Origin of the sequence: Psychrobacter sp. UBA3483, assembly GCF_002377905.1 — a bacterium.
Lineage (GTDB): Bacteria > Pseudomonadota > Gammaproteobacteria > Pseudomonadales > Moraxellaceae > Psychrobacter.
On record NZ_DFQS01000072.1, the window covers coordinates 1 to 12,820 of the forward strand.

Here is a 12,820-nt window from a genome sequence, read left to right on the forward strand (position 1 = left end):
AAGCTCGATAATCACTTAAAAGTATTCGATCTGGTGTTCTTTTATGTCAATTATGGCTATGTGTGATGTCAGCATACTTTTTAGAACACCACCGTAAGTTAAATAAAGTTAGTGCTATTATAAGTTAACCGTTTAGTCAGCATTTATTCATTGAATGCTAATAGACAGCTTCAACACGGAATGTTGAGGTACTTTAAGCAAAAAAGGAGTGTGACCCATGCTTATATTCTCCGTTTTTTCAATAGGGTAGTTAGCCTCACCTATACCCAAACCTTTATGACCGCTTTTTAATTGACGCATACACGATTGGTAAATTAAAAAGTTCAAACCGCAAACCGATTAAGCCTGAGCAAGTCAGTAGTCAGATAGGCAGTCAGCTTACTCAATACCCGTATAACTATCAGTCAAGCTTATCATGCCAGTCTTTATTTTTAGGTAGTGGTTTGTTTGATTTATCTAAGACTTTACGTCATACCGGCGTTAGTATCGCCACTGACGTAGGCGCCGGAACCAGTTTGTCGATGCTGACCACCTTATCGGAAGCTTATAAAGTGCAACAACTACAAAACAAACCGTTATCCGCGTATCAAGGCTTGTATCAGATTACTTTAGGTAACGCCCAGTCGCTATTATTAGACGATAAAATCGGTAATTTTATGCCGAATAAAGAGGCGGATTTTTTGATAATAGACATGGGCGCGACAGAGCTACTCGCGCGCCGAATGACGCAGACGAAAACACTCGATGAGCAGTTATTTGTGCTGATGATGCATGGCGACGATAGAGTGATTGAAGAAACCATTATCGCTGGCATCAGCCGTTATAAAAAAGGCGCGGCATAAAATAAGCTGACAAATAGCCAGCTTATTTCAAGGTAAATTTTTAAACAACACTCATAATTGGCGAGTGGTTATAGGTATTATATTACTCAGCGTAATCTAACCATACCCAACCATTCTCTAACCATTCGCTCAAATCGTCTGGGTCAATACCCTCAACATCTTGACTGTGTAAATGCTCACCATTGGCCAAACGCATTAGCACAGCGACCGCAGCAGTATCCAAACCATCAAGGCGCTGACCATTGGCATATAGCGTCACGCCATCATTGGTTTGGCTATACAGCAAACGATTGCTATAGTCGGCTTGTAATGTCGCGCCTTCTGATAGGGCCTGCATAAGCTCATCAGTATCTAGCGTTTCTTCTGGCACCAGCGCATCATATTGGCGCTTACTCACCACTTCAGATACTGCTTGACGAATGATATCATCGCCGCGCTCAGATTGCAGCATTTGTAGTAGCTGCTCTTTAATCGCCTCGATACTGCTGGCTGCCAATTCACCCGACGCTTGCAGCGCTTGAGGCAGTAGCATTGGTATAAATAAATCGCTGTCGTTGGTAGCGATATCAGCCAAACTGTCGATAATTTGCATCAAGTTCGGACGACGGCAACCAAAAGAAAAAGTCAGGCAATCATCTTGCGCGACGCCAAAGTGCGATAATTTTGGCGGTACATAAAGCACATCACCCGCTTCTAATACCTCATCAAAGATTATCTCGCCCATATCATCGAACAAGCGGATCGGCTCATCGGCGACAAACTCGGTGTTTTTATCACAAAATTTGCCAAGCTGCCAACGACGATGGCCATAGCCTTGTGCTAAAAATACATCGTAATTGTCATAATGCTTGCCGACGGAGCCGCCTTTTGGCGCATAAGACACCATGATATCGTCGCGTTGCCACTGCGGAATAAAGTCAAACGCTTGCCACAATTGCCCAAGCTCAGGCGACCATTGCTCAAGGTTTTGTACCAGTACCGTCCACTGCGCTGGTAGGTTATGAAAATCGCTTTCAGCCAATGGGCTTTTTTTAAGTTGCCACTGCGCTAGGCCGTCTTGCTTAGTAGCGGCTTGGGTCAGCAGGCGCGCCAAAGCATCTTCTTCTAGCGCCAGACCCAGCATATCATCTGGCTCAAACATACCAATTAGCTGCGGTAAGCCTTGCTTAATAAGGAGCGGTTTTTTTTGCCAATATTCGCTTAAAAACTGCTCAGGCGTGATAGAGTCGGGCAAGCAAAGAGGGATTGTGGTCATTGAAAAATCCATATCTAAAAATGGGTATAAGAGAAATAACAAGAGATGCTTTATAGGAAAGTTTTAATGGTTTATGATTATCGCCTATCTGATAGTAATTGTTACCGTACCAATATCAATAGCTACTACCAGAACATCCCATCAATCGTAGGAAGTTTATGAGAAAATTACATTTTATCGTTATTATCGCCAGCGTATTTTTATTACAAGCTTGTGTGCACAAGGTTGTAACCGTGCCGGCTAAAATCGCTTATAAAACTACCAAAGGCGTGGTCAAAGGTACAGTCGCGGTCGGCAAAGCCATCATACCGGGCGATAGTGATGACGATGATAAAAAAGATAAAAAATAAAACCTTACCCATTAACTAACTGTCTTTTAAGACAAGTAATAGTAGGTAAGGTTAATGTTTTTCTTAATATAAATGAATAGGCAGTCCTACTCATTTATATTTATTTCAAAATATGTCCGCTAGCTACTTCAAGCTTGATCAGAGATTAAATCTTAGCAATCCAGTCTTTAATCGTGCGAGCTTGCTCAGCTGCATTACCAGTATAAGTCGCAGGCGTCAGCTCACGAAGGCGTTCTTTATCGGTATCGCTGACGGCATTCAACTCATCACTTTCAACGAAAGTTAGCATGGCTTCACGCGTCATGGCATTGCCGCGGGTCAAAGCTTTAAGTTTCTCGTACGGGTTCTCAACGCGGTAGCGACGCATGACCGTTTGGATTGGCTCAGCCAATACTTCTTGTGCTTGATCCAAATCGTCATTTAAGCGCTGAGCGTTTAGTTCTAACTTACCAACGCCTTTTAAACACGCATCATAGGCAATCATGCTTTGTGCCAGTCCAACACCGATATTACGCAGTACGGTAGAGTCGGACAAATCGCGCTGCATACGTGAAATCGGTAGTTTTTCACCTAAGTGAGCAAGCATCGCATTCGCCACGCCCAAGTTACCTTCTGAGTTTTCAAAATCAATGGGGTTAACCTTATGCGGCATGGTAGAAGAACCTACTTCACCGTCTTTTAGGCGCTGCTTAAAATAGCCTAAGCTAATATATTGCCAAATATCACGGTTAAAATCGATCAAGATGGTATTAAAACGTTTGACCGCATCGAACAATTCAGCGATATAGTCATGCGGCTCAATTTGCGTGGTGTACGGGTTAAAGGTTAGCGCTAGACGTTGGTCAATAAATTGCTCAGCGTGTGCTTGCCAATCAACATCAGGGTAGGCAGAGAAGTGCGCATTATAGTTACCAACCGCGCCGTTAATTTTACCGAGTAGCTCAACTTGACCGATTTGTTTGATTTGACGGGCTAAGCGATAAGCGACGTTAGCCATCTCTTTACCAAGCGTCGTTGGGCTAGCGGTTTGACCATGCGTGCGTGACAACATTGGCTGGTCAGCATGAGTAAGCGCCAAGTCAACGATGCTATCGGTCACTTGCTGCATTTTAGCAACGACAATTTCGCGGCTGTCTTTTAGCATTAATGCATATGATAGATTGTTGATATCTTCACTGGTACAAGCAAAGTGGATAAACTCTAAGCTATCTTCTAACTGCTGATTACCACGGAATTTGTCTTTGATAAAGTATTCAACCGCTTTGACATCGTGATTGGTGGTCGCTTCGATATCTTTAATGGCTTGCGCGTCGTTTTCATTAAAATTATCAACGATGCTGTTTAAAAAGGCATTGGTATCGGCATCAAACGCTGCTAATTCACCAATCGCGCTATTATCCGCCAATGACTGTAACCAGCGAATCTCGACGGTAACGCGGGCTTTAATCAAACCAAATTCCGATAGGTAAGGACGCAAGCTGTCGGCTTTAGATGCGTAACGGCCATCGATTGGGGAGAGTGCGGTAAGTAGAGTCATAAACAAGCCTCATTTAACAGTAAATAAAATAGTAAATAACACAGTACAGAAATTTTAGTGGCACAATTATAACCTGTTTATAAATAACAGTAGGTTAAAAAAGTAAATCTCACATTAGTAAAACAATGTTTACTTAATAAATATCTAGTGATATATTGCTGGATTAATTCAAACTCATATCAAACTAGGAACAAACAATGAATAAGTTATTGGGCGTCTTATTATTAGGTTCTACTTTGTTTTTAACTGCTTGTGGGGGTGATTCAGATAGTAGTGGTTCATCTTACACTGGCTCTAATTCAGCACCTACGAATCCTAATACAAAACCTACGACCCCTCCTAAGCCTACTGTTGCCCAATGTAAATCTGAAGGTAAAAATGTATATGTGCCTAGAGAGGGCACATGTACTTTCGCAATTCCTAATGTTAATGGTGGTAAAGAGAGCAGCTACGAATGTTCGGGTAATACTGTTACTTTAGGCTCTAAAGTCTCAGGAGGAATATCTGCTGGCAGCCTTAATTTTAATGGTTACATAGTTCAATGTGCTAAATAATATCTATCGGCTTAAAAAGATAAGTCGATTTATTTTTAAAAGCATTCACACGGGTAGTGGATGCTTTTTTTATATTCTAAAAGTTATAATCAGAAGCCTTCAACTCAATCAACTATAGTATTAAACCAATGATATCTTATGAAAGACAAAACCTTATTTATCTCATCTGTTCTTGTTGCCTTTTTATTCGGTATTTTAAGCACCTATTTGTATATGACCAAACAGCAAATGGATCGGGTTATACAGACAAAACAACAAATCCCTATAAACATAAATAATCAAAATGGCTCTAATCAAGCAAGCAATACTTTAGTAGAGTTAGAGGATTACGCAAATAATATAGCAACAGGAAAATTATCAGCTGATCCAAACGCAAAGAGATTATCTCCTTCTATTAACGACTACTCACAGCAGCAAGCTTTAAGCATCGTTAATGATATGCCGGCTTACGTCTTAGGTCAGTATGTTGACAAATTTATGGCAAAAGGCGCTAGTGATGTTATCTCAGATAAAAGACGGTTTGCCCAGCGAGCTGTCGAAGAGCTATACAAATCAAATGACAATCAACCCTTAGTAGGCGATGTCAAATTATCTTTAAGTCAAGTAATGCCGCCAAACTCTTTAGATACGTCAACCTTAAATAAAGATACTAAACTATTTGCGCATTTGGACACAGATGGGAAGGTACCTTCCAGCCCTTTTGTTTTTGTAAAATGGGTCAACAATCAAACAGGACAAGTGTTGTTATTTGAGAAAAAGAATATTATCGCCGACAGTAACCAGAATTGGGTAAGTTTTAAACCATATGATGGCTGGACGCCGGGAAGCTATGATATTCGCTTTTATCAATTTACCTCAGAGCTTCAGCCAATTGCTCAATTGACTTATAATGTTTACTTAGTAGTTGAGTAAAACCTAAGAATTAAAACCCACAAGGCGCATCAATAGAGGCAATTACACCGCCACCAAGACACACCTCATCGATATAAAATACTGCTGATTGACCAGGAGTAACGGCACGTTGTGGCTCATCAAATACCACACGAACCTCAGAGCCGGCATCATTTAGCGCGTAAACACGGCAGGCCTGATCGGGCTGACGATAGCGAGATTTTGCCATACAGCGTAAACCTTCCGTGCTAAAAATATCGGCAGGCGGCAATCCGTCAACCCAGTCAAGCTTATAAGCTTGCAGCTCATTACTCATGAGCATCGGATGCTCATGACCTTGACCGACGATCAAACGGTTTTTGTGCAAATCTTTTGCGAGTACAAACCAAGGTTCTTCTGGACGGTCTTTGACGCCGCCGATACCGATGCCGCCGCGCTGACCTAAAGTATAATACATCAAGCCATCATGCTGACCTATCACGTGACCGTCGTCGGTAACGATATCGCCTTTTTGCGCCGGCAAGTACTGTTGTAAAAAGTCTTTAAAACGGCGCTCACCAATAAAGCAGATACCAGTAGAGTCTTTCTTTTTAGCTGTTGCCAAGTCATGTTCTTCAGCGATTTGACGCACGACTGGTTTTTCAAGCTCACCAACGGGGAAAAGCGTTTTAGCGATTTTATCGCCGCCGACCGCATGTAAGAAGTAGCTTTGATCTTTATTGTTATCGAGTCCACACAAGAGCTGGGCGACGGTTTCGCCGTTGCTATTTTCATAGTTCAGGCTGCGGCGCGTATAGTGACCGGTGGCAATATAATCAGCACCAAGGGTCAATGCATAATCTAAAAACGCTTTAAATTTGATTTCTTTATTGCATAAAATATCTGGATTTGGGGTGCGGCCAGCTTTGTACTCAGCCAAGAAATGCTCAAACACGCGATCCCAATATTCCATCGCAAAGTTGGCGGTATGCAGCTTGATGCCGATTTTGTCACACACCGCTTGCGCGTCTGCTAGGTCATCCATCGCCGTACAATACTCGGTACCATCATCTTCTTCCCAGTTCTTCATAAACAGACCTTCCACTTTAAAGCCTGCTTGCTGGAGTAAAACAGCCGATACGGAAGAGTCAACGCCGCCTGACATACCAACGATGACGTGCTTGCTGCTAGGATTTTCGATATCGGCAAGCGTCAAAGGACGATGGACGCTAAAAGAATCTGAAACGGGTAGACTTGCGGTTTTTGGCGTGGCTGACATAGAATTGCTCAACAATTTATACCTTATCCAAAGTGTGGAATGACGCTATTTATCAATAAAACGACTAAGAGTGATAAACTTAGGCAACTGATAAGGTCATCTCGTTTTCTGGACGGGGTATTTTGGTCGGGGTATTGTGATAAAATAAGCGTCATATTATAACAGTTAATCGTAAGCGGTGGCGAGCTATGCAAGCTCAAGTTGCCTAAAAGCGCTTTAGAAATTTAGATAGTAGTTCTAAATTATTTCAATCACCCTTCATTCACTTAGTAATTCACTTGGAATAATAATGATAAAAATTGGTCAAGGTATCGATGTCCATGCGTTTCATAATACGGGCGAGCAGCAGCAATATGTGATACTGGCTGGCGTGCCGATAGAGCATACCCATAGTTTGCTTGCGCATTCTGATGGCGATGTGGTGCTCCATGCGCTTGCTGACGCGCTGCTTGGTGCATTGGCACTTGGGGATATTGGGCAACATTTCCCAGATACCGATGCCGCGCACGCTGGTTTGGATTCGCGCGTACTACTCCGTTATGTGTATGGTAAAGTCCAAGCTGCCGGTTATACTTTAGGGAATGCTGATATTACTGTGATGTGTGAGCGCCCAAAATTGGCACCCTATAATTTGGCAATGCGTGAAAATATCGCCAGTGACTTGCAAACAGCTGTGAGTAATGTCAGCATTAAAGCCACAACGACTGAAAAACTGGGCTTTACTGGTCGCCAAGAGGGTATTATGGCCAATGCCGTGGTATTATTGGTACCAAATATGATGATGTCTGACGACAATATGGCTAGCAATACTATTTCTGATGTTAACGTTTCAGATGTTAATATGCCTGATGTTTAATCCCTAATGGCTTAGTAGTCAGTGATGAGGGTTGCAATAAACGGCAATCGCCCCATGTAGCAGCCACAGGCCAAATTTAGCGTGACATATCTCTTTTTGATAATAGTTTTAATAAATAGGAGCTTTTATGAGTGAGCAAACCCCAAATACTGCTGCAAACGATGTTGAACAGCTGATTCGTGATCAAATCAAAGACAATAAAGTCATCCTTTATATGAAAGGCACGCCGCAGTTTCCACAGTGTGGTTTTTCTGCTAAGTCGATTGAGGTTTTGACCCAAATTGGCCGTCCGTTTGCCTATGTTAATATTCTAGAAAACCCAGAAATTCGTGCTACGTTACCGAAGATTGCTAATTGGCCAACGTTCCCGCAATTATGGATTGACGGTGAATTGATGGGTGGTTCAGACATCATTTTACAGATGTACCAATCAGGCGAGCTAAAACCTTTGGTTGAAGCCAATAGTCCTGCTGCTTAATGATTAAGCGTTTTTATTGGGCAGTTAATAAGCCTCAATAAATCATTTAGAAATTGCAGCAAAGTAAACCTGAATAGCCATTCTACTTTATGAAGAAAGGCTATTCGGGTTTTTTATTGTCTATGCAATTTATTGTTTTTATCGCTTTTAGCCCCATATAGTGTCCAAGATAAATATATTTTGCCTAAAAGCGAGAGTTATATGAGTAATCACTTAGCAAACACGGAATTGCCAAACACAGAATTAACGGAGCAGCAGGAGGCGGCTGAACAAGCGGCTATCGAAAAACGCCGCGAGTATCTAAAAAACGAATCAACCCGTTTAATCGATATGGCGGGCAGTGAGCCAAATTCTGCCCTTAAATGTATCCATCAGCTAAGCGTGGCAGGCGGTGCAACCGAGGCGACTTATATTGCTATTGAGCAGCGTATCGTCGCTGATCAAGATGCTGCCGGTGCCTATCATTTGGCATTATTGGCGCAAAATACCCCAGATTTACCCATCGATGCGCGTCAACTTATCGAGCTTGTGGTTAATAAAGGCGATAACGCTCAGCGTTTGGCACTGTTAAAAAACTTGCCGTTGCCGCCGGTTGAGATGATTAAAGAGCAAATCTTGGCCAGTAATGACGGTGATGCTATTGGGCAGATGAATGCCTATTTGCAGATTAATCCAGAAGGTTATGGCAGCCACCATATGCTGGCAAGTGGGCAGTCCGACCGTATTGTACCGCTCAGCCCTGGTAAATAAATCCCACCTAGGTTCATCAAGCTTCTATTGATGTGCCTTGATCGTTAATTGCAATAATAGTTAATTTGAATAGTTTTTCGTATAACGTTTTTTAAGCGGCAAAAAATTGTTATAATTACCAGCTATCTAACCTATCTTTAATGGCTCATCTGAGTCGTTATCTCTTTTTAAATTCGACTGACGTTTATTTACCGGCAGCCATGCTATTTAACCATAGCCTCTGGCTCACGGTTGCGTTGAGAGTCAAGTGAGGCATACATGCAATACCCAAAAAATTACGACGTGGTAGTGATCGGCGGTGGTCATGCTGGCACAGAAGCTGCTCTGGCGGCCGCACGTATGGGGGCGCAAACTTTACTTTTAACGCATAATATCGAGACGCTGGGGCAGATGAGCTGTAACCCTGCGATTGGTGGTATCGGTAAGTCGCATTTGGTGCGTGAGATTGATGCGCTTGGCGGCGCCATGGCATTGGCCACTGACAAATCTGGTATCCAGTTTCGCGTGTTAAATAGTCGTAAAGGTGCTGCCGTTCGTGCCACGCGCGCGCAAGCGGATCGCATTCTTTATAAAGCTGCCATTCGTCATACTTTAGAGAATCAGCCAAATTTGGATATATTCCAACAAGCGGCTGATGATATCTTAGTCGAAAACGGTCGCGCGACAGCGGTTGTGACGGCAACCGGTATTATTTTTAACACTCAAACTGTGGTGCTGACCTCAGGTACGTTTTTAGGCGGTGTCATTCATATCGGTCTTGAGAATTCAAAAGGGGGGCGCGCAGGCGACCAGCCTTCTATCAAGCTTGCTGACCGTTTACGTGAATTGAAATTGCCCGTTGGACGTCTAAAGACAGGGACGCCAGCGCGTATCGATGCGCGTAGCGTTGACTTTAGTGTCATGACAGTGCAGCCAGGTGATACACCGCTACCAGTGATGAGTTATATGGGCGATGTGTCCATGCATCCTGAACAGGTCAATTGCTATATTACCCATACCAATGCCCGTACCCATGACATTATCCGTGAAAACCTAGACCGCTCACCGATGTTTTCTGGCAAAATCGAAGGGGTAGGTCCACGTTATTGTCCATCAATTGAAGATAAGATTCACCGCTTTGCTGATAAAGACAGTCATCAAATTTTTATTGAGCCCGAAGGTTTGACCACGCATGAGCTATATCCAAACGGTATCTCAACCAGCTTGCCGTTTGATGTGCAATTAGACTTTATCCATAGTATGAAAGGCTTAGAAAATGCGCATATCACGCGTCCCGGCTATGCGATTGAGTATGATTATTTTGATCCGCAAAATCTAAAGCCAACTTTAGAGACCAAATCGATTGACCGTTTGTACTTTGCCGGTCAAATCAATGGTACGACAGGCTACGAAGAGGCGGGCGTGCAAGGTTTATTAGCCGGTACTAATGCGGCACTGGTCACCTGTGAAAACAGTGAGTTTGACGTTTGGACGCCGCGCCGCGATGAAGCATATCTTGGCGTACTGGTCGATGATTTGATTACACATGGCACCACTGAGCCATATCGTATGTTTACCAGCCGCGCCGAATATCGCTTGCTGTTGCGTGAAGACAATGCTGATCAGCGCTTAACTGAGACGGGTCGCAAGCTTGGTTTGGTAGATGATGTGCGCTGGCAAGCCTATCAAGAAAAAATGGAAGCCATTGCTACCGAAACCTCGCGTCTTAAAGACATTTGGGCAACTCCTGCTAATGCTTTAGGTCAGCAAGTCACGGCGCAGACAGGCGAGGTGCTGTCTAAAGAATCGACTGCGTATGATTTATTAAAACGTCCGCAAATACATTTTACTGATATCGCGGCGATTACTGGTTCAGAGGTTGATAGCCAAGTCGGTGAGCAGATTGAGATTTCTGTTAAATACGCCGGCTACATTGACCGTCAGCAAGAAGATATCGATCAGATGAAGCGTTTGGAAAATACTGCCTTGCCAATGGATTTTGATTATAGTGTGGTGTCGGGATTGTCCAATGAGATTGTGCAAAAGCTGGCGCAAATTCGTCCTGCCACGCTTGCCCAAGCGGGACGCATCAGCGGGGTCACGCCTGCTGCCATTCAGCTATTGGCGATGACCGTCAAAAAACAAAAGAAAGCCCAAGCGGCGTTAAACTCGTAATAACGGTTTAGCAAATCTTAAAGCTTTAACCTATGATTATAAAAGAAGCCCGTAATGACAAAGCGTTATGGGCTTTTTTATGGCAAATACCTTAACAATTTCAAAACAGTTTCCTGATTTAAAACTTGATAATTTAAGACGTGCTCGTTTAAGAGTAGGATAAAAGAAAAATAATTAGCAAGGAGTAATGATATGCCTTACGATAAATTATCTGAACTGCCCGATTCGGTAAAAGGTAATCTGCCTAAGCACGCGCAAGAAATTTTTTTGGCCGCATTCAATAGCGCCAGTAAACAATATGACGATGAATCACGCTGGTTTGCTACCGCATGGGCCGCTGTCGAAAACAGTTATGAGAAAAACTCGGACGGCAAGTGGGTGAAAAAGTCTGATTAGGGCGTGTTTTCATTTTAAAATTTTAATCATTTTTAGCCCATTTAGATATATATCGATTGAATTGAGAACACGCCCTCGTATTCAAATCAGCAATAGCGGCGTTATATACACTATAATAAAATAGCTTTCCGTTATCTGAGCTAACCCATTTTAAAATACCTACTCACCATTGCTGTTTATTTAACAATATAGCTTTGGATATATTCATAACCTGAGCTTATTTATGACCGCTGCTATTATTTTTGCTATCACTATTGTATTGCCCAACCTTGTTTTGATGTGGTTGGGTTTTTTTATGCAAAGGCGCGGTGAGGCAAGCCAAGCTTTTATCGATCAAGCATCCAGCTTTGTCTTTAATTATTGTTTACCGTGCTTACTATTTTTTAGCGTGGTTGATAGCGAGGTCGATTATGCCAAACAAATGACTTTAATCATTGCTGGTATTGTTGTGACCTTTATTTTGTTTATAGGCGCAGAGATTTATGCCAAGGCTTTTGTCGATAAGCCTGCCGACCAAGGGGTGTTTGTACAAGGTATCTTTCGCAGTAATATGGCGATTATCGGTCTGGCAACCGTCGCCAACGCTTATGGAGAGCAGGGTTTAAGTATTGGTGCCGTCTATATGGGCGTGGTGACGATATTGTTTAATATCTTAGCGGTCATTACCTTAAGTCGGGTGTCCAAAAGCGCCGACGATACATGGGTCAGTCGTAGCATAATGATTGTCAAAAAACTGTTTACCAATCCGTTAATTATCGCCTTGGTCGCAGCTTTTGCTTATAAAGCCCTGCCGCTGCCGCCTATTAGCGGGGTTATTCATACGACTGGCGACTTATTGGCAGCGGTGGCATTGCCGTTGGCGCTGATTTGTGCGGGTGCAAGTATTGATTTAAAGTCGATGTTGCATCCGTCAGGTTTATCCATGCAAGCCAGTATTGGACGTATTGTGATTGCGCCTATAATCGCTATCGCAGTCGGATTGGGTTTTGGCTTATCAGGCGTGCATATGGGTGTGCTGTTTTTGATGGTGGCGTCACCGACGGCGGCGGCCAGTTATGTGATGGCGAAAGCCATGGGCGGTAATGATATATTGGCGGCCAATATTTTAGCATTTACCACCGTGGTGGCAATGTTTGGTATGGCGATTGGTGCGGCGATATTACGCGGATTAGGGTGGATATAGCATCGATAATAATGTTAGGTATATGAGAAATGCTTTCGCTTTTAATAAAAATAAAAACAGTCGTTATAAAAAAGTCCCCTTTTTAAATTAGAAAAGGGGACTTTTAAGATTTATTGTCGTTATCTCACATTGTCTTTATCATGATTATTCACGCGGCGATGTTTGCGTTTAGGGCTAACACGATACGTCAAATAACCGCCAATAATCAAGACCACAATAAAAGCGACGATGTATAAAAATATTGATGAGCCGATAAAGGCAGAAGGTTCCATGACCATAATCTCCTTAAGGTTTATCAATAATTATGCAAGCGGCG

13 protein-coding genes and 1 pseudogene are annotated in these 12,820 nt (G+C 42.8%); 10 read left to right on the top strand and 4 right to left on the bottom strand.

Annotated elements, in window-relative coordinates; translation table 11 throughout:
* The first annotated feature begins 365 nt into the window (after nt 1-365).
* Nucleotides 366-842: an amidohydrolase family protein gene (locus B2866_RS12745; protein WP_296195180.1), complete on the top strand. Its 477-nt coding sequence runs from the start codon at nt 366-368 to the stop codon at nt 840-842.
* Between the two features lie 82 nt (nt 843-924).
* Here B2866_RS12745 and B2866_RS12750 read toward each other — a convergent pair whose 3' ends face one another.
* Nucleotides 925-2,097, bottom strand: a complete 1,173-nt coding sequence (locus B2866_RS12750; RefSeq protein WP_296194959.1) for a cupin domain-containing protein — start codon at nt 2,095-2,097, stop codon at nt 925-927.
* A 158-nt stretch (nt 2,098-2,255) separates the two neighbouring features.
* On the opposite strand from B2866_RS12750, the gene B2866_RS12755 reads away from it, so the two are divergent.
* Nucleotides 2,256-2,447 (top strand): NF038104 family lipoprotein, encoded by a 192-nt coding sequence (locus B2866_RS12755; protein WP_296194962.1) that lies wholly within the window; start codon nt 2,256-2,258, stop codon nt 2,445-2,447.
* Between the two features lie 145 nt (nt 2,448-2,592).
* On the opposite strand, the gene purB is transcribed toward B2866_RS12755, so the two are convergent.
* Nucleotides 2,593-3,984, bottom strand: coding sequence for an adenylosuccinate lyase (gene purB / locus B2866_RS12760; RefSeq protein ID WP_296194964.1), 1,392 nt, complete (start codon nt 3,982-3,984; stop codon nt 2,593-2,595).
* A gap of 197 nt (nt 3,985-4,181) precedes the next feature.
* Here purB and B2866_RS12765 point away from each other — a divergent pair, with 197 nt between their 5' ends.
* Both B2866_RS12765 and B2866_RS12770 read left to right on the top strand, forming a co-directional pair.
* Nucleotides 4,182-4,538: a hypothetical protein gene (locus tag B2866_RS12765; protein ID WP_296194967.1), complete on the top strand. Its 357-nt coding sequence runs from the start codon at nt 4,182-4,184 to the stop codon at nt 4,536-4,538.
* Between the two features lie 138 nt (nt 4,539-4,676).
* On the top strand, nt 4,677-5,450 hold the full coding sequence (locus B2866_RS12770; RefSeq protein WP_296194973.1) for a hypothetical protein: 774 nt from the start codon (nt 4,677-4,679) through the stop codon (nt 5,448-5,450).
* Nucleotides 5,451-5,460: 10 nt separating this feature from the next.
* On the opposite strand, the gene mnmA is transcribed toward B2866_RS12770, so the two are convergent.
* Entirely contained in the window at nt 5,461-6,687 is a 1,227-nt protein-coding gene (gene mnmA, locus B2866_RS12775) for a tRNA 2-thiouridine(34) synthase MnmA (RefSeq protein WP_296194976.1), read from the bottom strand.
* A 289-nt stretch (nt 6,688-6,976) separates the two neighbouring features.
* Between mnmA and ispF the strand changes: the two are divergent.
* From ispF to B2866_RS12805, 6 genes and pseudogenes are all read left to right on the top strand, one after another.
* Nucleotides 6,977-7,453, top strand: a pseudogene (gene ispF / locus B2866_RS12780) (2-C-methyl-D-erythritol 2,4-cyclodiphosphate synthase); the annotation flags it as partial.
* Between the two features lie 217 nt (nt 7,454-7,670).
* On the top strand, nt 7,671-8,021 hold the full coding sequence (gene grxD, locus B2866_RS12785) for a Grx4 family monothiol glutaredoxin (RefSeq protein WP_068408679.1): 351 nt from the start codon (nt 7,671-7,673) through the stop codon (nt 8,019-8,021).
* 201 nt (nt 8,022-8,222) lie between these two features.
* Nucleotides 8,223-8,771: a hypothetical protein gene (locus tag B2866_RS12790; protein WP_296194981.1), complete on the top strand. Its 549-nt coding sequence runs from the start codon at nt 8,223-8,225 to the stop codon at nt 8,769-8,771.
* A gap of 258 nt (nt 8,772-9,029) precedes the next feature.
* The gene (gene mnmG / locus B2866_RS12795) at nt 9,030-10,925 is read left to right on the top strand and encodes a tRNA uridine-5-carboxymethylaminomethyl(34) synthesis enzyme MnmG (RefSeq protein ID WP_289048286.1); all 1,896 of its coding nucleotides are present in this window, start codon (nt 9,030-9,032) and stop codon (nt 10,923-10,925) included.
* Between the two features lie 192 nt (nt 10,926-11,117).
* Nucleotides 11,118-11,321 carry a ChaB family protein gene (locus B2866_RS12800; RefSeq protein WP_191690910.1) on the top strand — a complete coding sequence of 68 codons (204 nt, stop codon included), beginning with the start codon at nt 11,118-11,120 and terminating at the stop codon, nt 11,319-11,321.
* A gap of 223 nt (nt 11,322-11,544) precedes the next feature.
* Nucleotides 11,545-12,504: an AEC family transporter gene (locus tag B2866_RS12805; RefSeq protein ID WP_144296906.1), complete on the top strand. Its 960-nt coding sequence runs from the start codon at nt 11,545-11,547 to the stop codon at nt 12,502-12,504.
* Nucleotides 12,505-12,623: 119 nt separating this feature from the next.
* Here the strand turns inward: B2866_RS12805 and B2866_RS12810 are convergent, their stop codons facing one another.
* Nucleotides 12,624-12,776, bottom strand: a complete 153-nt coding sequence (locus B2866_RS12810; protein ID WP_190295496.1) for a hypothetical protein — start codon at nt 12,774-12,776, stop codon at nt 12,624-12,626.
* Nucleotides 12,777-12,820: the final 44 nt, after the last annotated feature.

Bases quoted from the DNA above. Each gene is read 5' to 3' on its own strand.
- B2866_RS12750 (WP_296194959.1), bottom strand. From the start codon at position 2,097: ATGACCACAATCCCTCTTTGCTTGCCCGACTCTATCACGCCTGAGCAG.
- B2866_RS12755 (WP_296194962.1), top strand. From the start codon at position 2,256: ATGAGAAAATTACATTTTATCGTTATTATCGCCAGCGTATTTTTATTA.
- purB (WP_296194964.1), bottom strand. From the start codon at position 3,984: ATGACTCTACTTACCGCACTCTCCCCAATCGATGGCCGTTACGCATCT.
- B2866_RS12765 (WP_296194967.1), top strand. From the start codon at position 4,182: ATGAATAAGTTATTGGGCGTCTTATTATTAGGTTCTACTTTGTTTTTA.
- B2866_RS12770 (WP_296194973.1), top strand. From the start codon at position 4,677: ATGAAAGACAAAACCTTATTTATCTCATCTGTTCTTGTTGCCTTTTTA.
- mnmA (WP_296194976.1), bottom strand. From the start codon at position 6,687: ATGTCAGCCACGCCAAAAACCGCAAGTCTACCCGTTTCAGATTCTTTT.
- grxD (WP_068408679.1), top strand. From the start codon at position 7,671: ATGAGTGAGCAAACCCCAAATACTGCTGCAAACGATGTTGAACAGCTG.
- B2866_RS12790 (WP_296194981.1), top strand. From the start codon at position 8,223: ATGAGTAATCACTTAGCAAACACGGAATTGCCAAACACAGAATTAACG.
- mnmG (WP_289048286.1), top strand. From the start codon at position 9,030: ATGCAATACCCAAAAAATTACGACGTGGTAGTGATCGGCGGTGGTCAT.
- B2866_RS12800 (WP_191690910.1), top strand. From the start codon at position 11,118: ATGCCTTACGATAAATTATCTGAACTGCCCGATTCGGTAAAAGGTAAT.
- B2866_RS12805 (WP_144296906.1), top strand. From the start codon at position 11,545: ATGACCGCTGCTATTATTTTTGCTATCACTATTGTATTGCCCAACCTT.
- B2866_RS12810 (WP_190295496.1), bottom strand. From the start codon at position 12,776: ATGGAACCTTCTGCCTTTATCGGCTCATCAATATTTTTATACATCGTC.